General features: G+C 60.1%; 17 protein-coding genes. 12 read left to right on the top strand and 5 right to left on the bottom strand.

Going from position 1 to position 20338, the window contains the following annotated elements; genetic code table 11:
- The 4 genes from AACH55_RS23290 to atzF all read left to right on the top strand — a co-directional run bounded on the left by AACH55_RS23290 (position 1) and on the right by atzF (position 6517).
- Complete coding sequence (locus tag AACH55_RS23290; protein ID WP_338717036.1) at positions 1-732, top strand: urea amidolyase associated protein UAAP1; 732 nt, start codon at positions 1-3, stop codon at positions 730-732.
- A 15-nt stretch (positions 733-747) separates the two neighbouring features.
- Positions 748-1383, top strand: coding sequence for an urea amidolyase associated protein UAAP2 (locus AACH55_RS23285; RefSeq protein WP_338717035.1), 636 nt, complete (start codon positions 748-750; stop codon positions 1381-1383).
- Between the two features lie 98 nt (positions 1384-1481).
- Positions 1482-5105 (top strand): urea carboxylase, encoded by a 3624-nt coding sequence (uca, locus tag AACH55_RS23280; protein ID WP_338717034.1) that lies wholly within the window; start codon positions 1482-1484, stop codon positions 5103-5105.
- On the top strand, positions 5102-6517 hold the full coding sequence (gene atzF / locus AACH55_RS23275; protein ID WP_338717033.1) for an allophanate hydrolase: 1416 nt from the start codon (positions 5102-5104) through the stop codon (positions 6515-6517). Before uca ends, atzF begins: the two co-directional genes overlap by 4 nt.
- Before the next feature lie 16 nt (positions 6518-6533).
- Here atzF and AACH55_RS23270 read toward each other — a convergent pair whose 3' ends face one another.
- The 4 genes from AACH55_RS23270 to AACH55_RS23255 form a co-directional block, all read right to left on the bottom strand.
- Positions 6534-7793, bottom strand: coding sequence for a nitrate- and nitrite sensing domain-containing protein (locus AACH55_RS23270; protein ID WP_338717032.1), 1260 nt, complete (start codon positions 7791-7793; stop codon positions 6534-6536).
- A gap of 126 nt (positions 7794-7919) precedes the next feature.
- On the bottom strand, positions 7920-8567 hold the full coding sequence (locus AACH55_RS23265) for a YitT family protein (RefSeq protein WP_338717031.1): 648 nt from the start codon (positions 8565-8567) through the stop codon (positions 7920-7922).
- Positions 8568-9357: 790 nt separating this feature from the next.
- Positions 9358-10479 carry an alpha/beta hydrolase gene (locus AACH55_RS23260; protein ID WP_338717030.1) on the bottom strand — a complete coding sequence of 374 codons (1122 nt, stop codon included), beginning with the start codon at positions 10477-10479 and terminating at the stop codon, positions 9358-9360.
- Between the two features lie 298 nt (positions 10480-10777).
- Positions 10778-11677, bottom strand: coding sequence for a LysR substrate-binding domain-containing protein (locus AACH55_RS23255; RefSeq protein WP_338720395.1), 900 nt, complete (start codon positions 11675-11677; stop codon positions 10778-10780).
- A gap of 117 nt (positions 11678-11794) precedes the next feature.
- On the opposite strand from AACH55_RS23255, the gene AACH55_RS23250 reads away from it, so the two are divergent.
- The 7 genes from AACH55_RS23250 to AACH55_RS23220 all read left to right on the top strand — a co-directional run bounded on the left by AACH55_RS23250 (position 11795) and on the right by AACH55_RS23220 (position 17654).
- Positions 11795-12670 (top strand): aldo/keto reductase family oxidoreductase, encoded by an 876-nt coding sequence (locus AACH55_RS23250; RefSeq protein WP_338717029.1) that lies wholly within the window; start codon positions 11795-11797, stop codon positions 12668-12670.
- Positions 12671-12760: 90 nt separating this feature from the next.
- Complete coding sequence (locus tag AACH55_RS23245) at positions 12761-12964, top strand: hypothetical protein (protein WP_338717028.1); 204 nt, start codon at positions 12761-12763, stop codon at positions 12962-12964.
- 404 nt (positions 12965-13368) lie between these two features.
- A complete protein-coding gene (locus AACH55_RS23240; RefSeq protein ID WP_338717026.1) occupies positions 13369-13686 on the top strand; it encodes a hypothetical protein in 318 nt (105 codons plus the stop codon).
- The gene (locus AACH55_RS23235) at positions 13683-14909 is read left to right on the top strand and encodes a type II toxin-antitoxin system HipA family toxin (RefSeq protein WP_338717025.1); all 1227 of its coding nucleotides are present in this window, start codon (positions 13683-13685) and stop codon (positions 14907-14909) included. The genes AACH55_RS23240 and AACH55_RS23235 overlap by 4 nt, the downstream gene beginning before the upstream one ends.
- Positions 14910-15367: 458 nt before the next feature.
- Positions 15368-15970, top strand: coding sequence for an XRE family transcriptional regulator (locus AACH55_RS23230; protein ID WP_338717024.1), 603 nt, complete (start codon positions 15368-15370; stop codon positions 15968-15970).
- An 855-nt stretch (positions 15971-16825) separates the two neighbouring features.
- Positions 16826-17329 (top strand): hypothetical protein, encoded by a 504-nt coding sequence (locus AACH55_RS23225; RefSeq protein WP_338717023.1) that lies wholly within the window; start codon positions 16826-16828, stop codon positions 17327-17329.
- Positions 17330-17435: 106 nt separating this feature from the next.
- The gene (locus AACH55_RS23220) at positions 17436-17654 is read left to right on the top strand and encodes a hypothetical protein (protein ID WP_338717022.1); all 219 of its coding nucleotides are present in this window, start codon (positions 17436-17438) and stop codon (positions 17652-17654) included.
- Positions 17655-18177: 523 nt separating this feature from the next.
- On the opposite strand, the gene AACH55_RS23215 is transcribed toward AACH55_RS23220, so the two are convergent.
- Positions 18178-19098, bottom strand: a complete 921-nt coding sequence (locus AACH55_RS23215; RefSeq protein ID WP_338717020.1) for a LysR family transcriptional regulator — start codon at positions 19096-19098, stop codon at positions 18178-18180.
- A gap of 129 nt (positions 19099-19227) precedes the next feature.
- On the opposite strand from AACH55_RS23215, the gene AACH55_RS23210 reads away from it, so the two are divergent.
- The gene (locus AACH55_RS23210; RefSeq protein ID WP_338717018.1) at positions 19228-20265 is read left to right on the top strand and encodes a transporter substrate-binding domain-containing protein; all 1038 of its coding nucleotides are present in this window, start codon (positions 19228-19230) and stop codon (positions 20263-20265) included.
- Positions 20266-20338 lie beyond the last annotated feature (73 nt).

Genomic DNA, 20338 nt, shown 5'->3' with positions numbered 1-20338 from the left:
ATGAGCAAGGATCCCCTGGCCCTGCAAGCCAGACTCTACGAAGAAGTGCTGCCCGGTGGCGGCCATACCTCTTTCATCCTCAAGCGCGGCCAGTCGCTGCGCATCACCGACATCGAAGGCGGCGCCAACGTCAGCATGATGATGTTGAACGCCCAGCAGCCCAGCGAACGGCTGAACCTGCCCGATACGCTGAAGGGCCAGCACACCGCGCGCCTGCAGGCCGGCCATTGCCTGTACTCCGACATGGGGCGCGTGCTCGCGGCCATCACCGAAGATACCTGCGGCTGGCATGACAGCTTCGGCGGCGTGCTCAATGCCGAAGAGGTGCGCGAGAAATACGGCCAGGGCCGCTATCAGGAACTGCGCAACGGCTTCTATCGCAACGGCGCCGACAACCTGCTGGTGGAAATGGGCAAGTGGAACCTCGACCTGCAAGACCTGCTGATGGTGGTGAACCTGTTCTCGCGCGTGAGCGTGGATGCCGAGGGCGTGTTCCACTTCGTGCCCGGCAATTCCAGGGCCGGTGACTTCATCGAGCTGGCCGCACCGATGGATACGCTCATGATCCTGACGGCCTTGCAGCATCCCATGGACCCGCATCCGCACTACGCGCCGCGCCCGGTCCGGCTGGAATGGCTGCACACGCACAGCGACGACAGCACGCATGCCTGCCGCCATTCGCGCCCCGAGAACGAGCGCGCCTTCCACAACACCGAACGCTTCCATCTCTGAGCCAGGGAGAATCACATGCACATCATCGAAAGCCAGCGCGTCCCCGAGCAAGCCGTGTTCCGTCACGTGATCCCGGCCGGCGAACCTTATCTCTTCAACGTCCGCGCCGGCCAGACCGTGCGGCTGCTGGATCTGGAAGGCAACCAGGCCATCGACACCCTGTTCTACAGCAGCACCAATCCGCGCGAACGCTACGATCCCCAGCGCACGCTGCGCCGCCAGAACCGCGCCTACCTGGGCGCGGGCAGCGTGCTCTATTCCAACCTGGGGCGTGCCCTGGCCACCATCGTGGCCGATACCTGCGGCCGCCATGACACCCTGGGTGGCGCCTGCGCGCAGGAGAGCAATACCGTGCGCTATGCGCTGGAGAAGCGCTACATGCACAGCTGCCGCGACAATTTCCTGTGCGCCTGCCTGCACGACGGACGCCTCAACAAACGCGACATCGGCGCCAACATCAACTTCTTCATGAACGTGCCGGTCACGCCGGAAGGCGGCCTCACCTTCGAGGATGGCATCTCCGCGCCCGGCAAGTACGTGGAGCTGCGCGCCGAGCAGGACCTGATCGTGCTTATTTCCAATTGCCCGCAGTTGAACAACCCCTGCAATGGCTGGAACCCGACTGCAGCCGAAGTGCTGGTCTGGGACTGATACCTGTCGCATGCGCGCACGCTGCCCTGCACCTCTCGCGGACGACCGCGAGCCGGTTTTCCGAATCACGGGACGACCCGGATTTCAAGGCCACCTGAATGTTTGACCATCTGCTCATCGCCAACCGCGGCGCCATTGCCTGCCGCATCCTGCGCACCCTGCGCACGCTGGACGTGACCGGCGTGTGCGTCTATTCCGAAGCCGATCTCGGCAGCCTGCACGTGCTGCAGGCCGACCGCGCCATCTCGCTGGGCGAAGGTCCGGCCACCCAGACCTATCTCGCCGTGGACAAGATCCTGGCGGCCGCCCGCGACAGCGGCGCCCAGGCCATCCATCCGGGCTATGGCTTCCTGTCCGAGAATGCCGGCTTTGCCGAAGCCTGCGAAGCGGCCGGCATCGCCTTCGTCGGACCCACCCCCGCACAGTTGCGCATCTTCGGCCTGAAGCACACGGCACGCGCACTGGCGCGCGAGCAGGGCGTACCGATGCTGGAAGGTACGGACCTGCTGGAGACGGCCGACGATGCCCTGGCGGCCGCCGCCCGCGTGGGCTATCCGGTAATGTTGAAGAGCACTGCCGGTGGTGGTGGCATCGGCATGCGCGTCTGCCGCAGCGATGCCGAACTGGCCGATGCCTTTGATTCCGTGCGCCGGTTGGGCCAGAACAATTTCAGCGATGCCGGCGTCTTCATCGAAAAATACATCGAACGTGCCCGCCATCTGGAAGTGCAGGTCTTCGGCGATGGGCAGGGTGAGGTGATCGCCCTGGGCGTGCGTGACTGCTCGGTGCAGCGGCGCAACCAGAAGGTGCTGGAAGAAACCCCGGCCCCCAACCTGCCCGAGGGCATGGCCGAGGCCCTGTGTGCCGCTGCCATCAAGCTGGCGCGGGCCGTGAACTACCGCAGTGCGGGCACGGTGGAGTTCGTCTATGACAGTCAGGCCGGGCAGTTCTACTTCCTGGAAGTCAACACGCGCCTGCAGGTGGAGCATGGCGTCACCGAACAGGTCTGGGGTGTCGATCTGGTGCGCTGGATGATCGAGCTGGCCGCCGGCGAGCTGCCGCCGCTGGCACAACTGGCAGCCACCTTGCAGCCGCGCGGCCATGCGATCCAGGCGCGTCTTTACGCGGAAGATCCGGGCCGCCAGTTCCAGCCCTGTCCCGGCCTGCTGACAGCGGTCGAGTTTCCACCCGCCGATGGCCAGGCACTGCGCATCGATACCTGGGTCGAGGCCGGATGTGAGATCCCGCCGTATTTCGATCCCATGATCGCCAAGCTCATCAGCTGGCAGCCCACCCGTGAAGAAGCGCGTCTGGCGCTGGACACCGCCTTGCGCGAGACCCGGCTGTATGGCGTGGAAACCAACCAGCACTACCTGCGCCAGATTCTGGCCGATGTGCCGTTTGCCAGCGGCCAGCCGTGGACACGCTGCCTGGAACAACTGGTCTATCGCGCCGACACGGTGGAAGTGCTCTCACCCGGCACCCAGACCACGGTGCAGGACCATCCCGGTCGCATCGGCTACTGGGCTGTCGGCGTACCGCCTTCGGGACCGATGGATGAGCGCGCGCTGCGCCTGGGCAACCGCCTGCTGGGCAATGCCGAGGATGCGGCCGCGCTGGAAGTGACCATGAGCGGGCCGGTCCTGCGCTTCAACACGGCGGCCATGGTGGTGGTCACCGGGGCGGCGATCCCGGTGCTGCTCGATGGCGTGGCGCAGCCGATGGCGACCGTACTGCAGGTGGCCGCCGGCAGCACCCTCAGGCTCGGCACCATCAGCGCTGCCGGTGCCCGCAGTTATCTGGCTGTGCGTGGTGGTGTGCAGGTGCCGGCTTATCTGGGCAGCCGCAGTACCTTCACGCTGGGGCAGTTCGGTGGTCACGCCGGGCGTGCGCTGGCCAGTGGTGACGTCCTGCACCTGCTGCCGCTGGCCGATGGCGACGCGGCGGCAGCCGGGCAGACCCTGCCGGACGGCCTGTATCCCGCACTGGAGACGGTCCGGCAGGTCCGTGTGATCTACGGTCCGCATGGCGCGCCGGAATATTTCACACCGGCTTACATGGAGACTTTTTTTGCGACCGACTGGGAAGTCCATTTCAATTCCAGCCGCACCGGCGTACGCCTGATCGGTCCCAAGCCGGAGTGGGTGCGCGACAGCGGCGGCGAGGCCGGCCTGCATCCCTCCAACATTCATGACAATCCCTATGCCGTGGGTGCGGTCGACTTCACCGGTGACATGCCCGTGATCCTGGGGCCGGATGGTCCCAGTCTGGGCGGGTTCGTCTGCCCGGTGACGGTGATCGAGGCCGATCTCTGGCAGATCGGCCAGCTCAAGGCCGGCGACAGGCTGCGCTTCGTCCCGGTGGACGTGGCCACGGCGCGTCGTATCGCGCTGGCCGCCCACGCCGCTGTCGCCAGCCTGCAGCCGCAACCGGTGACATGGACGCCCGCTGCTCTGACCTCGCCCATCGTGCTGGACCTGGGACAGGATGAACGGCGCCTGGTAGCGCGCCTGTCGGGTGATGCCAATCTGCTGCTGGAAGTGGGCAGCCCGCAGCTCGACCTGGTGCTGCGCTTCCGCGTGCATGCGCTGATTGCGGCGCTGGAAGAACAGGCCCTGCCCGGCGTGATCGATCTCACCCCCGGCATCCGCTCGCTACAGGTGCATTACCAGCCGGAGGCTCTGCCCCTGAGCACCCTGCTGCAGACCATCAGCGGTTTGTGGGATGCCGTCTGCGCCCGCGAAAACCTGACGGTTTCGTCGCGTATCGTGCATCTGCCCTTGTCCTGGGATGATCCGGCCTGCCAGCTCGCCATCGAGAAATACATGACCACGGTGCGCAAGGATGCGCCGTGGTGTCCCAGCAATCTCGAATTCATCCGTCGCATCAACGATCTCCGGGATATCGGTGCCGTGCGCGAGACCGTCTTCGATGCCAGCTATCTGGTCATGGGACTGGGCGACGTCTATCTGGGCGCGCCGGTGGCTACCCCGCTGGACCCGCGCCATCGCCTGGTCACCACCAAGTACAACCCGGCGCGCACCTGGACCGCCGAGAACTCGGTAGGCATCGGTGGCGCCTACCTGTGCATCTACGGCATGGAAGGGCCGGGCGGTTACCAGTTCGTCGGACGCACCCTGCAGATGTGGAACCGCTATCGCGAGGTCGCGGCCTTCCACGGCAAGCCCTGGCTGCTGCGTTTCTTCGACCAGATCCGTTTCTATCCGGTCAGCGCCGAGGAATTGCAGACCATTCGCCGCGATTTTCCGCTGGGCCGTTTCGAGATCGGTATCGAAGAGACCCGCCTCGATCTGGCGCAGTACCAGGATTTCCTGCAGCGCGAAGCCGAGGGCATCGCCGCCTTCCGCCAGCACCAGCAGGCGGCCTTCGATGCCGAGCGCCAGCGCTGGATCGCCAGCGGCCAGGCCGACTTCGAGAGCGAGGAAAGCAGTGCCGTCGTACAAGAGGATCAGCCGCTGCAGGCAGGGCAAGTGGCCGTCGATGCGCCCATTGCCGGCAATCTCTGGCAGGTCAAGGTGAGTCCGGGCCAGCGTGTGGCACAGGGTGAACTGCTGATGATCCTGGAATCGATGAAGATGGAAATCAACATTGCCGCGCCCGAGGCCGGCATCGTCGCCGAAGTACGCGTGCAGCCCGGCAGCCCGGTGCGTGCAGGCCAGTGCGTGCTGGTGATGGAACAGACCCCACAGGAGGCCGCATGATCCATTCCTTTGACCTGCGCATCGATGCGCTCACCGCCGCCTATCGCGCGGGCACGCTGGACCCGCGTACGGTGATCAGGCGCCTGCGTGAAACCGCAGAGAAACTCAATCCGCAATACCGGCTCTACATCCACCTGCTGAGCGAGGCAGAAACCGAGCCCTATCTGCAGGCGCTGGAACGGCAATCGCCGCACAGCCTGCCGCTGTATGGCCTGCCCTTCTCGATCAAGGACAACATCGACCTGGCCGGCATCCCGACCACGGCCGGCTGTCCGGCCTTCAGCCATGTGCCGCGCGAAAGCGCCACGCTGGTGGCGCAACTGATCGGGCTGGGCGCCATCCCCATCGGCAAGTGCAACCTGGACCAGTTCGCCACCGGTCTGAACGGCACGCGCTCGCCTTATGGCGCCTGCCGCAACAGCGTGCATCCGGACTATCCCTCCGGCGGCTCCTCCTCCGGTTCGGCGCTGGCGGTGGCGCTGGGCCTGTCCAGTTTTGCGCTGGGTACCGACACTGCCGGCAGTGGTCGCGTCCCGGCGGCACTGAACAACCTGGTCGGGCTCAAGGCGACCAAGGGTTTGCTGTCCACCGCCGGGGTGGTGCCCGCTTGCCGCACGCTGGATTGCGTCACCTTCTTCACCGCCACGGCGGCCGAAGCCAGCCACTTGCTGGCCTTGTGTACGCAGTCCGGGCAGTCCGATGAGCGCGACGAATACAGCCGTGCCAACCTGCCGCACAACGACGCCTCGGCGTTCCGGCCGCCGCGCCAGGGACTGCGTTTCGGCGTGCCGCGTCAGCTGGAATTCCTCGGCTGCAGCGAAAGCCCGGCCCTGTTCGTGGAGGCGCTGGCGCAGATGGAAGCCATCGGCGGCGTGGCCGTGCCCATCGATTTCACGCCCTTCCTGGAGGCTGCGCGCCTGCTCTACGAGGGACCATGGGTGGCCGAGCGTTACAGCATCATCGAAACCTTGTTGCAGGAACGGCCCGAGGCCGTCTTGCCGGTGATCCGCGACGTGCTGCGCAAGGCGCCCGAGTACAGCGCCGTGGATACCTTCCGCGCGCAATATCGCCTGCAGCAACTGAAGGTCGAATGCGACCGCATCCTGGCCACCGTCGATTGCGTGGTGACGCCGGCCTACCCGCGTCCGGTGACGCTGGAAGAATTGCGCGAGCAGCCGGTACAGCGCAATTCGGACCTGGGCTGGTACACCAATTTCATGAACATGCTGGATTACGCTGCCGTGGCCACACCCATGAACTTCATGAAGAATGGCCTGCCCTGGGGGATCACCGTGTTCGGCCCGGCCTTCAGCGACCAGGCCCTGCTGGGCGTGGCCGATGCCTTGCAGCGCGCACACGGACAGCCGCTGGTCGGACAGCGCCAGATCGAAGGGCGCTTGCTGGCGGCCTGAGCGAAAAGGGGGAGACTCAGGCGTCCGGCAGGATTTCGGTCAGCGACAGGATCGCCTGGGCCACCTCGGCAATGCGCCGGTTCTGGTTCATCGCATGCTTGCGCAGCAGGCGATAGGCGGCTTCTTCGTTGAGTCCCTGCTTCATCATCAGCACGCCCTTGGCGCGCTCGATGAGCTTGCGTTCTTCCAGGCTCTCGCGCACGGTGGCCAGTTCCTGGGTCAGGTTTTGCAGGCGTTCGGACTGGCTGCGCAGGATCTCGACGATGGATTGCGTCAGGTGCGGACCCACGCCTGCGCGCAGCGATTCCTCCGGCAGGGTCTGGCCTTCCAGGCTGGAAGAGAACGCCGCCAGCGGGGCCAGCGGGTCCAGTGCATCGGCCTGGCTGAAGAGCTGGCCCTGGTCGTCCAGTTCCTTCTGCAATTCGACGATCTTCTCCCGGCATTGCGACTGCACGTATTGCGCCAGATGGATCTCGACCTGATGCAGACCATCGATGCGGGTGGAGCAGCATTGATACCAGGCATCGGCCAGGTCGGTCGCCAGTGGCCGGTCGTGAGCGGTGAGCAGCTTGCGGCGCAGCCTTTCCAGATCGGCCAGGGGCAGGGTCGCCTGCATGGCGCTCCATTCGTTGCGGAAGCCCTCGGCGAAGGATTCGAAGCGGCGCAGGGCCTGCTCCTGCATCTCGATCTGGGTCTCGATGGCTTGCTCCTGCTCGCGCGTGATCTTGCCCATGGCAAAGGCAGCGGCGCCGGAGGCACGTTCGCGGCCGGCGAATTCCTTGCCCTGCATGAGGTTGAACAGCGCCACCAGCAGGCGCGAGATCTGCGGATCGACCGCCACGTCGGCGGCTTCGAACACCAGCGCCAGCAGCGCTCCCACCACGGTCTTGAAGCGCTCGTAGCTGGCCGCCGGCGTGCAGGCCAGCGCGGCCACGTCGGCGCGCAGCCTGGGCATGCCATCGAGGGCATGCAGGGCGAAGGCGATACGGGTGTACAGGCGCGCACCGTTGGAGAGGGCGTTGTCGTGTTCGGTCGATTCCAGCCAGGCCTCGAACTGGCGCTGTGCCGCCTGGCTGGCGGCCACGCGCTCCTGCCATACCTGCCCGTCGCGCTCGCCGCGCGAGCCGAGGTAGATGTTGGAAATGCCGCGCTCCTGCTGCAGGCAGTGGATCAGCTTGCCTACTGTCAGGACCAGCTGGCAGGTGCGTGCCAGGCGTTGCAGTTCTTCCACTTCGCAGCGGCGGGCGGTGATCAGGTAGTTCAGGACTTGGCTCATGGACGGCAGGACGAAAAAATCTCAGGGATACCGGCAATGCCAGCAAGATTCATGCAATGCAGGTAATGCATGTGTTTCCCGGATTGTAATGGAATCGTCCTGCGCGACGCCGCCTGCCAGCGCGGCCTATCGGGCGATATACCACTCGTAGCGGTGATTCCAGGCCACGAACAGGTTCATCGTCACGGCCCCGACCAGCGAATACATGACCCGCTCTGCCGGCAGGAAGAAGGCGGCCGTGGCGAACAGCGCCAGATCAAAACCCATCAGCAGCCAGCCGGCCTTGAAGCCGGTGCGTTCCTGCACGTAGGTGGCGAGGATGCTCATGCCGCCGCAGCTGGCCTGATGGCGGAACAGGCCGATGAGGCCAATGCCCACGCACAGCCCGGCCAGCACCGCGCCCACGGCGGGATCGAGATGGCTGTAGCTGATGTAGTTGCCGGCGATGTTGGTCAGCAAAGAGACTGCCGTGACGGCGGCCAGGGTGCGCCAGGTGAAGGCCGCCCCCATGCGCAGGGCGGCCAGCAGGTAGAAGGGCAGATTGATGAGGGTGAAGGCCATGCCGAAGCTCATGCCCGTCACATAGGTCACCAGAAAGGCCACGCCGGCGATCTGTCCGATGATCAGCCCCAGACTGTGCAGCATGGACATGCCAAAGGAAATCATCACCACGCCGAAGAGCTGGCCTTGCAGGTTGTCGATCCAGCTGTGGCGCACGGGCGGCGTGGAGGCAATGGGCGTGGAGGGCGAGGAATCCGCAGTGGAAGTCGTCATGGCAATACCAATCATCAATCGTGGATAACGAACGCGTCACGTCAATGGCCATGCCCGCGGGTAAGCCGGCACAGCCATCGGTGTGCAGCTGCCTTCAATCGTCGGCAGCCGCCGCAGGAGCGCATGGTAAAGGATTTGTTGCAGTGCCGCGATGACCGGATGAGGCGGCGCGGCGCCATTGCAACAGTTCTCGTCTAGCAGGAAATGTGCCAGACGCCGTGCCGGACGAGCGGGTGCCGGCATCTGAGCGGCGTTCCCGTGATCTAGAGCACCTTGCTCCAAACCTGGGCATGTCGCCCTGGTCCGTAGAACCCATTTCATAAATAGGCGTGAGTGCGAGCGAGTCCCGTTTGGGATGAAGTGCAAGGCGCGAATTTGGGTCAAGACTGGGCGTCTTGACCCAAATTCGTAACGCAGCAATTCGCCCAAACGGGCCGCTCCCTGCGGGTTCTGTCCAGAAAGGGCGCTGGCCGCGTTGCACTCCTTGCGTGTGGCACCGCCACACGACGCGTCGCGCGCCTTGCCAGCGCCCTTTCTGGACAGAACGCATCTCACGCCTATTTATGAAATGGGTTCTAGTAGTCCGTCATCGCGCCGTGGCTGGCATCGAAGAGATGATCGTAGAAACCCCAGCTGGCCCGGTAACGCGGTCCGCTGTTGACTACCAGTTGCCCGCGCCTGCCGCACGGGCCTCGTCACACGTTGGCCGCAGCAGTGCGCGGCCGATCAGGATGCGCCTGAACACCTGAGTGCCCCGCCCGGCGATCCGGTGCTCACTCCGACTGCATCCCTAGGCGAGGTGCGTACGGAAGAAACTGGTCAGCTTGTCAAAGGGAATCAGATCAACCCGGTCATACAGGTCAACGTGAACCGCTCCCGGAATGATCATCAGCTCCTTCGGTTCGGCCGCTGCCGCGAAGGCGGTTTCGCTGAAGTAGCGCGAATGTGCCTTCTCGCCGTGGATCAGCAACAGCGGACGTGGCGAAATCTCCTTGATGTAGCTGAGGATGGGCATGTTGACGAAGGACAGCGGCATGGTCACGGTCCAGGACGCATTGGAGTTCACCGATCTTGGATGGAAACCGCGGGCGGTCCGGTAGTAATCGTGATACTCCACCAGGAACCGTGCTTCGCCGCCCTTGAGCTGGTTCATGACCGGACCATAGGCGGGAGTGCCGTTCTCGGCGTCCTTCCAGCGTTGCTGGCCCAGTTGCTCCAGCATCTGCGTGCGCTGCGCCAGGGTTACGCTGTCGTTGTAACCCCGCGAGAGCACGCGCGTCATGTCATACATGGTGCTGGCGACCACCGCCCTGACGCGCTTGTCCACTGCGGCTGCGTTCAGGGCCATGCCACCCCAGCCGCAGACGCCGATCATGCCGATGCGTGCGCGATCCACGTTGGGCAGCAAACCGATGAAGTCGACCGCAGCGCTGAAGTCCTCGGTATTGATGTCGGGCGAAGCCACATTGCGCGGCTCGCCGCCACTCTCGCCGGTGAAGGATGGATCGAAGGCCAGCGTGACGAAGCCGCGCTCGGCCATGGTCTGGGCATACAGCCCGGAGGATTGCTCCTTGACCGCACCGAACGGACCGCTGACCACGATGGCGGCAATGCGGCCGCTGATGTTCCTCGGTTCATAGAGATCACCCGAGAGCACGATGCCATAGCGGTTGCGGAAGCTGACCTTGCGGTGCTCCACCCTGGCGCTTTGCGGGAAGGTCTTGTCCCACAGCGCGCCACCGTCGGTGAATTGCAGGGGCAAGCTGCGGGTGGCTTGTGCGCTGGCAGTCGTCACGAAAGTGGTTCCCAGGGCGGCAAGACCGGCGCCGGCCGCCTTGAGCATGCCGCGCCGGCTTACGGTGGTCTGTTCCGGAGGGAGGGATTTTTCTGCGATTTCGGTATGTTCGTTCATTGCATTTCCAGTCACTGGGGCTACAGCACGCAAAGGGGGAAAGGAAGTTCAGCGGAGCGCTCAACCCACCAGCCGCCGGGCCGCTGCCCGGCGTTTGTCGATGCTGGTGAGCACGGACGGGCGTCCGCGTCTTGCGCCGGGTTCGCTGGGGGGGGGGGCAGCTTCCCTGGGCACGGCAAAGTCTGTCAGGGGCGGGCGACTCTGACTAGCCGGGCAATGCTTAATTCCCTTATTAGGGCGGCTAATGGATGGACCTTGCTGCATGCAACCAGTCGGGTTTGCATACAACTTCGATTGGCTACCAACGCATGGTCTTTGCGAAGTCCACGAAGGCGCGCAATGGCGCCGGCAGGTAACGGCGACCAGGATAGTACAGCAACGGGCCGGTAAAGCTGGGCCACCAAGGCTTCAACAATGGCTCCAGTTCGCCGCGGTCGATATAAGGCTGCAGCCACTCCTCGAACAGGTAGATCACGCCCGCGCCGGCGACCGCCGCATCAACTGCCAGGTCAGCGGCAGCACCAAAGTTGACGATCAGCGGTCCGTTTGTTTCCACCGTCAATGATTTTCCTTTTTTCGTAAAGTGCCACGGCGGCATGGCACCACTGGAAAAGCGTCCGCGCAGACAGATATGCTCGCGCAGATCGCGCGGGTGCCTTGGCCTGCCGTGTTGTGCGAGATAACCGGGCGAAGCCGCCAGTGCCATGCGCTGACGCCGCGGACCAATAGGAATCGCCACCATGTCTTGATCCATGCTTTCTTCATATCGGATGCCGGCGTCACAGCCTGATTGCAGCAGGTCCACGAATCGATCCTCCACGATCACCTCCAGGCAGATTTCGGGGTACTCGGCAAGGAATTGCGGAACGATGCGCGGCAATACCAGTCTGGAGGCCGCCAATGGAACATTCAGTCGCAAGCGCCCGGCGGGACGGTCACGAAAACCGTTGACCACGTCCAGCGCCGATTCAACGGCGCTCAGTGCCGGTGTCAGTTGTTCCAGCAAGCGCTGGCCAGCATCGGTTGTCGCCACGCTGCGTGTGGTTCGATTGAGCAGTCGCACGCCGAGACGTGACTCCAGCCGGCGTACAGCCTCGCTCAGTTGCGAAGCACTGGTACCGGTGATACGTGCGGCGCTGCGAAAGCCGCCATGCGTAGCGACGGCCATGAAGGCGCCAATGTCTTGTAGATCAGCCATTGCCATTGGATTGTCTGGAATTTCGCACACCCTGTCTTATTGTTCGGGATTGTCGCACAACGCCGGGGCTCCTACACTGCCCTCAAGTTATGCATGTCCGCAACCAGGGAGACAAGGATGAATCAAGCTCAACAAGCCGGCCGCTATCTGCTCGGCGATCTCGACGTTACTCGCATGGGGTATGGCGCCATGCAGCTGGCGGGCCCCCATGTGTTTGGTCCTCCCAAGGATCGACAACAGGCCATCACCGTGCTGCGCTCAGCAGTGGAGATGGGCATCAACCACATCGACACCAGCGATTTCTACGGTCCGCACGTCACCAACCAGATCATTCGCGAGGCTCTGCATCCATATCGCGACGACCTGGTGATCGTGACCAAGATTGGGGCTCGTCGCGGGGACGACGCCTCATGGCAGAAGGCCATGTCTGCCGCCGAACTGGAATCGGCTGTGCACGACAATTTGCGCAATCTGGGCCTGGATGTACTGGATGTGGTGAACCTGCGCCTGATGTTCGATGTGGCCGGACCGGCGGAGGGTGATCTCGAAGAACCGATGAGTGTACTGGCGGACCTGAAGCAAAAAGGTCTCGTCCGGCATATCGGCCTGAGTAACGCGACGGCCAGACAGATCGCCCAGGCAAGGACGATGACGGAGATCGTCTGCGTGCAAAACCAATACAACCTTGCCCATCGGGGTGACGACGCGCTGGTAGAGCAGCTGTCGAAAGAAGGGATTGCCTACGTGCCGTTCTTCCCGCTGGGTGGCTTCTCGCCCCTGCAATCGAAGACGCTTGAGCGCGTGGCTGCCGACTGCGGGGCGACGCCGTTGCAAACGGCTCTGGCGTGGCTGCTGCAACGTTCTCCGAATATTCTGCTGATTCCGGGAACCTCTTCGGTTGGCCATCTGCAGCAGAACATCGCTGCCGCCGCCTTGAAGTTGTCGGACGAAGCGATAGCCGCCCTCGATAGTATTGGGGCATCTGCCAGCTGACAAGCTGACGAAGTTCAGCGCGGCATTTTCCGCGCCGCGATCTCTGTCAACTTAGGAGGCAAATTTCCGGGGAGAGCGGGGCAGTTTCCGATGCAACTCGACAAGTGGCAACGTGACACACTGTTGACCAGAAATGAAAAGCTTTCCTTTTCTTGGAAATCTTCCGCAGTCCCTTGTCTAGTCTACTCCTTTAAAAAGGAAAGCCTTATTTTGGGCATGCCTTTCCAGAAAAATCGTGGTGCTGAAAAAAGGAGAAATGAAAGCCTTTCTTTTCTGATGACAACGCCACTTTGAGTGCCGAATCGAGCAACGACTCCAAAGTTTGCATTTTTGGGGTATCCATCGACGGAGCAGACGGACCAGCTGGGAACCATGCGCATGGATAGGAGGCTGGCGAGATTGAGCGGGAGAAGTGGGGCGTCGTGACTATTACCGGCCGCAACTCTGGCTGCAGCTCATGGTCTGCCCTTTCCTCATCTCCCTCTCCACATGCTGTGGGCCCCGCCGGACCTTTCTACGATGGCCGTCAGATAACAAGCCGCCCAATCGTTTATGCGTCGCTCTACAGTGCCCCTTAAATCGAACGCTCAACTCCCATGGCTCGATTAAAGGTACATAGTCCGTAACCCCCTTTCTCCATCTCCATCCAAGCCTTAAACTGGCCGCATTCGCCACCGCGAACCGCATTAGGAGCCTCTATGAAGACGCTTGACGACATTTCGGCCTACCTACGCAACGCCTTAAGCAATTTTGTCTACGATTACGACGCCCTCGACGCTGAACTGGGGCTCGCCGCGGGCACCATTGTGCGCATCCTGGACGCAACGGGCGACTATTCCGTCATGGAGCTGATGGTGGTGCTGCACCGCTTCGGCCTCGAACTCGATATCTTCGACCAGATAGAGCTGAAGAAAATGAAAGAAGGACCGCGTGGCCCTTCGCCAGAGCTGACCGTCAAGACGAGGGTTCAGATTGCTGTGGACAATATTACCCAACCAAAGAGGAGTTCCAATTGAAAAGCCTTGATGTTTACTACGAAGGCTGGGGAGAGCGCTGGCATCTAGGAGTATTAGAGCAGGGCACTGACGGTAACGTTGTCTTTAGCTACACCTTCCAAGCTGTCATGCAAGGCCTTGAGCTGTCTCCGCTCAAACTCCCGATGGGGGAGCAATCGTTCACCTTCCGGCGGGAACAGAAATTTCTGCCAGGGCTTTTCGCAGACAGCTTGCCCGACGGGTGGGGGATGATGTTGATGGACCAGTATTTGCGCAAGAACGGCCTCGAAATCGACGACGTGTCATCACTTGACCGTCTGGCTCTCCTTGGAAGCCAGACGATGGGTGCTCTGACATATGCGCCGGCCCAAGTCTTGACTGCGCCCACGACAACCTTTGACCTTTGTGAGCTGGCACAACAGGCTCAGGATGTTATGCGCGGCAAGGATATCGAGTTCTTTCTTCCACTATTTGCGGCAGGAGCTGCTCCACACGGCGCACGACCCAAGATTCTAGTGGATTACAACCCGTCCACCGGTGACATGAAGATGCAGGACGTCGCAAACGGTATCCCCTGGATGGTGAAATTCCAATTGCCCGGTGAGCACAAAGAGGTGTGCGCCATTGAGAACACCTACGCCGCCTTGGCGCGGGACTGTGGATTAGATATACCTGCCACCCGATACTTTGACCTATCCAAGAAGCTGGGCGCTTTCGGTGTCGCTCGCTTCGATGTAGAAAACGGTTTGCGCGTGCCAGTCCATACGTTGGCCGGCGTCACAGGTGCAGACTTCCGCGTGCCTGGGGCATTGGGCTATACAGAGTTCCTCCAGGTTACGCGCGAGCTCACAGGAGAAGGGGGCGAGGTGGAAAAGGCATTTGCCCGCGTGGTGTTCAATGTCGTATTCAATAATCGAGACGACCATCCCAAGAACATCTCCTTCTGTATCGATAAGGACCGCCGCTGGAAGCTGTCGCCGGCCTATGACTTGACTTTTGCAGCGGGTCCCGGTGGCTATCATCAGATGGATGTGATGGGAGAAGCGCGGGCAATCACTCGTAACCACATGATTGAGCTTGCTGCTTTTGCAGACATCTCGAGCGACAAGGCGCAAGAATATATAGACAGGCATTTGGCTGTCGCTGGCGGCTTTGCCAAGGCATTCGATGCCGCGGAAGTCCGTGCGGCCACAGTTCGCGGCATGGCCGCCCAGGTGAAGGCCAATGTGGAGCGATTGAGCTAACTGCTTGGGAAACAGCGTTATCCCGGAAGCGGATAATTATCCAGACTCGGTATAACGCGGTATAGCGGCGCAATTCCTTGTTTCCCTAAGAGTCGGATACACCCATGGAGCATCACTTTATCCTCCGATATGTGCTAGACCCGGCCGACGCCGCCAGTGACGTGGACGATAACTGACTTGAAATCGGCGTTCTCCGAGAGTCGGATAATTATCCTGAAGCTGTATAACGCTGCTTACTCGGAGTAATTCTGGAGAACGACGGTCGAGCAATGTTCTTCCGGAAACTAATCTGAAAATCTACATACTTTTCGGACAAAACCATCATAAATCGAAGTGGTTTTCGGACAAGCCGGGAAAAATTGGCACCTGTTTCGGACATACGATGCTCTGTTTGAGAGCAACTTGTTTTCGTCGCAGGGCGGCCTGAACTGATGCCATCGGCTCCACCAGGAAGCGACATGGAACATGAATTCACCCTTCGATTTCAGCTAGACCCGGCCGACAGCGCCAGTGATGCGGACGATATCCTCGAACGGCTCGGTGAGGCTGGCTGCTTGGATGCTCTCGTTGAAGTAGGTACGCCTGGGAAAATTGTTCTCGATTTCACGCGCAATGCTACCTCTTTGGAGCAGGCAATTCGTGTTGCTATAGCGGACGTCGAGAGTGCCATACCGACCGCAGTGCTCTATTCGACGGAGGTTCCAGACAATGGGGAGGAAAAGGACGCGGTCCTCATGGAAAAACTGGCCCTCATGGAAAGCCTGATGAAGGAGGTCGCGGCCTGGGTGGATGAGAACCAACTCACTTACGCCGGTGCCTCAGACAAACTTGGGGTGAAGCCCGCGCGGGTGTATGAAATAACGCGGTTGAATCCTGAGAATATCACTATCGATTCTCTCGTCGATATTCTGTTGCGAGCGGGGAAGAGTGTCCGTTTCGGAATAGAAGAGTCGACCCACCAACGATACAGGCTGGCCGACTTGATGGCAGACATGCCGCAAGGGATGCCACGTGTCGCAGGCTGGGATGGTATGCCCTCGGCCGGAATGGAGACTAGCTAGTGTCCGCTTTGAATTTGTCAGACGCCTTAGAGCTCATTGAGGAATTCTCCGTTCTCTCGGACGTCCATCCAGGGGAATTCGTGTACGTCTGTATCAGTAGAGACGCGGCATTTCACCTTGGCTGCCGGCTGAATGGCCCATACTCGGTTGACCTTCATGTCGGCTCATCTTACCGTTTTGCCAAGAGCTATGCCGGGTTGGGTCTCCGCGAAGCCAATGAAGTTGCACTACGGCACCTGTTGAAGATGTAGACGGCGTTGCTCCCACGCTGCATTGAATTTGCGTTGTAAACATCAGCTTGATATGCTGTCCTAAAGGACCTCTTGAGCCGACTCGCGAGGTCGCCCGCCAAGTTCTGCTTGGCCTAGCAATCGCTAGGTAAGAGGAATCGGACCCGATGGACCAGAGGCCCCGCTTGTCGGGGCTTCTGCATGTTGATGCGGTATTTGCGCCGTGGCTGGTTTCGTGCCCCGAAATCGAGTGGCGATACATACCATCATGCTCCATTTATCATAAGAGAAAAAAGTCCTCCCTGTCGTTTCGGTGAGAGCCAACAGCCAGCAAGGAGGTCTAGTCGAAAGACTAGCAAGGCTTAGCAAAGCGGGTGTCCGTGGTAAAAGCTAAGCGCCGCCTCATCTTAGGAATGAGGTTCCACCTGGAGTGGAATAGCCAAGAGAAGTCCCGCGACCTATTCCTGAGAGGCCTATATTTTTCCTTGAAGCGCAGCCGATTTCGATTGTGCCGCGATATCTCTGTATGTAGAGGGAATCGCCCCGTTGCCGCACTGAATAAACGACGCAGACAATATCGGTCTGTAGGCGTTAATATTGCCGGTAAAAAAGGGGGGACTCAAATATGCAGAAAATCAACTATCACCAAGTGAATGGGCGGTATGCCGCAGCGAAGGATGGGGAGTTGTTTCGTCCGGGTGCAAAAAATCCTGCGGTCTACTTCCTCGTTCGGCCAGATTCAACTGCGCCGTTCTATGTTGGGGAGTACGGAAAAGCTGCAACATATGACGTGGTGGAACGTATTCGACGGCACTTTGGCGCGACTGGCACGCTTCGGCGTGTTGCACTCAACATGGGAGCATACGGCTACGATTTGCCGACGGAGTTCACCGCGTACGTGAAAATGCTTGGTCCGGATTATCAAGATGTGGAGCGACGTACTAGCCTAGAGGCGTGGCTGATTCACATTTTGTGCCATGACCTAAAAAAACAAAGTTCAGAGTTTTGTGTGGTGAAGCACAACGCACCGCTCGCCATCTACAGAGGGGAGAAAGCAGTCGCCCGTCAGATTTTGGCGGAACTGATGGGCACGGTTGTCGAAGAAGAAGTGAATCAGGCCTTGGCGTAAGCGTAATCACACGCTCTCCCTAGTGCTGGTCCCCGCCCGATTCTTTGAAGAACCGCTCTCTGGATGTTTGCGGTAACCGTGCGCCGGCCCGAACGAATAGCCAGGCTTGGACCTGTTCGGCACACCCCTGGCTGGTATCTTTGAGCTCAATGCCCTTCTGGACCATGCGACTCCCCCGGAAAGCATCGACCTGGACGTCAAGCAGCTCCATCAACACCTCACTGGATTCGCGCTGCAGCGGCGCAACTTTGGTCGGCCGGCCGCGCGCGTCATCGCTGTTGGTGATAATCAGTTCGCCAATCTGGCGGGGCTCATCGCCCACTAATTCTTATTTCACCTCAATGCCGTTTCGGCGCATTTGAATACCCGATTCATCATGGAATACCATGTAGAACTGCGTTACGAATGAATAATCGTTCCAGTGGTCGATTTCCAAGAAGACAGTGTTTGTGGCGTTGGCCGGAGCTTTCCCTCCCCTGGGAAGCACTTTAAATATCATCCTTAAACCCCCTATTGATTTTGCTTGTAGGTTTTCAGCTATTGGTTTTTGAGGCCCTAAATACACCTCTCTGTATTAAGGTTCTCCTTACATATAGAAGCCCTTCCGTTTATTTCTCCGTAATCATTAGAGAGGAAAGGGACTTCGCTCTTTAATACGAGCACAGACACCTTCCCAATACATCCCCAAATTTAGAAGCGTTTTAAGTCGGCGTATTGCGCTTCGCGCTTTGCAGCCCAGGCGACTAGCGCGCGACCGCAACGTGCACCTGATGTTTTTCCTGAAGGCGCTGTATAAGAAGAAAAGCCATCATTGTATTGGCAAATTCGCCAAAAAAATCTATGAGCAGCTAGCTGCCCAGTTGGTTCGTGAGGCCAAGGGCAGCGGCGCTCTGAATGGCTTGTTCTACGAAAACCTTAACAGCCGGATGGTTTCGTTCACCCTTCCGGTAGGCAATCGAAATTCGTCGCTTGACCTCAGGGGATAATTTGACTGCGGCGACCTTGTTCAATCGGTAGGCAACCCGCAAGCCTGGCATCACGGTCACCGAACAGCCGGCGGAGACCATCGCGGATACAACCTCGAACCCGCGGCAGTTGGCATTCACGTTTGGCTCGTAACCTGCCCGCCGGCACAAATTCTGAACGAACTCAGCGTAGACGCTCGAAGCTGAATCCAGTGCCCATTGTTCGTCTCGAAGTGCTCCGATGGATACTGTCTGCTTCTTTGCCAGCGGATGCTTCTGCGGAAGCAGCACATATAGGTAGTCATCAAGCACATGGTGATATTCGGCCGAATTCGGCTTGGTTGCCAGCTGCAGCGATAAGTCATCAACGAACGATACGTCGGACTGCCAGGAACCAAGCGCTGCGAGGCCATCGGAAGGCTCCATCTCGTCTATTTTCACCTGCAGGTAGGGGTAAGTCTCCCGAAGTGCATTCACCACGTGAGGCATCAACGCGGCTGCGACTGTCGGGAAGACGGCCACACGAAGTACACCCGCTACTTCTTTCTTCAATTGGGCGATGTCGGCTTTCGCCTCATCCAGGACCACCATTAATCGCTCTGTGTGCTCGACCAGGAGTTCTCCAGCCGGCGTCAGGCGGACTCCGCGTCCTTGGCGCTCTGTAAGCGGTACGCCAACTTCCTCTTCCAACTGCGAGATTTGTTGCGACACAGCAGATGCAGTAAGGCAGAGAGCGTCTGCTACTGCAGCCATTGTTTGCCGATTAGCTAGCTCGCGAAGCGCGCGAAGCCTGGATATTTCCATGTGGATACCTCAAATAAATCGGAAATTTTACTAATGTATATCTTAAATAATGATAAGTAGACCTAAGTAAAGGCGATTCCTATTATGAGCTGGCAAGTAACCGCCAGCCAATCAAAATGGAGGAATCTCATGAAACGCTTTGCTTTTGCACTACGCATCATCCTTCTTGCCGCCGCCTGTATGGCGGCGTCTACCAGCCAAGCGGCCTCGGTCCTGGACAAGGTCAAGCAGCGCGGCGTGCTGAATTGTGGCACGGACAATTCTGCCCCAGGCTTCGGCTACCTCAACACCAAGAACGGCGAGATGGAAGGTCTGGACGTTGACATGTGCCGCGCGGTTGCCGCGGCAGTGCTCGGTGACGCGAAGAAGGTGAAATTCGTCGTGGTCACCGACAAAAGCCGCTTCAACGCTGTACAGACCAATCAAGTGGATGTCGTATTTGCCCACACCACGGTGAAGCCCGCGAGAGAATCGGCCATCACGGTGGATTTCCTTCCCATCTACTTCTATGACGGCAATGCCATCATGGTGAAGGGCAACAAAATCAAGTCGGTCAAGGAATTGAACGGTGCCACCATCTGCACCACCCAAGGTTCCGCTACCGAGCAGACACTCTCCGGCTACATCAAGGCCAACGGCTGGAGTGCCAACACCAAGGTCCTGACCTACGAGAACCTGGAAAAGTTGTTCGCCGCGATGGAGTCAGGCCGCTGCATCGGTATGAGTACGGACCGCTCCGCACTGGCTGCATGGAAAGCTAATGCACCCAAGCCGGATGAATACATGATTCTCCCCGAGAGCCTGGATAAATCGCCGTTCGCCGGCTTCACCGTGGCTAATGACTCGCGCTGGAGGAACGCGCTCCGCTGGATTACCTACGCATTGTTCCAAGCGGAAGAAAGCAAGATTACGTCCACGAACATCGAAGCTAGCCTGAAGAGCAAGGACCCGTTCCAGCAGAAGTTCCTGGGCGTCGGTGGCAGCTTTGGTCCTGACTTCGGTCTGCCGGCAGATTTCGTGAGCAAGGTCATTACCCAAGTCGGTAACTTCGGCGAGATGTATGAGCGTAACCTGGGCCCCAAGACGCCGACCTATGTTGACCGCAAGGGTACCCTGAATGCGCCTTGGACCGAAGGCGGTGCCCTGTACTCACCGCCCTGGATTTGAACAGGCTGAACTGCGCCAGGCCGTCTGGCCTGGCGATATCGCCATCTAACTGGTCCTCAGCAAAATGACTCAG

The sequence above is a fragment of the Herbaspirillum sp. DW155 genome (genome assembly GCF_037076565.1).
Classification (GTDB): Bacteria; Pseudomonadota; Gammaproteobacteria; order Burkholderiales; family Burkholderiaceae_D; genus Herbaspirillum.
This window is presented reverse-complemented; position numbering and strand designations above follow the sequence as displayed.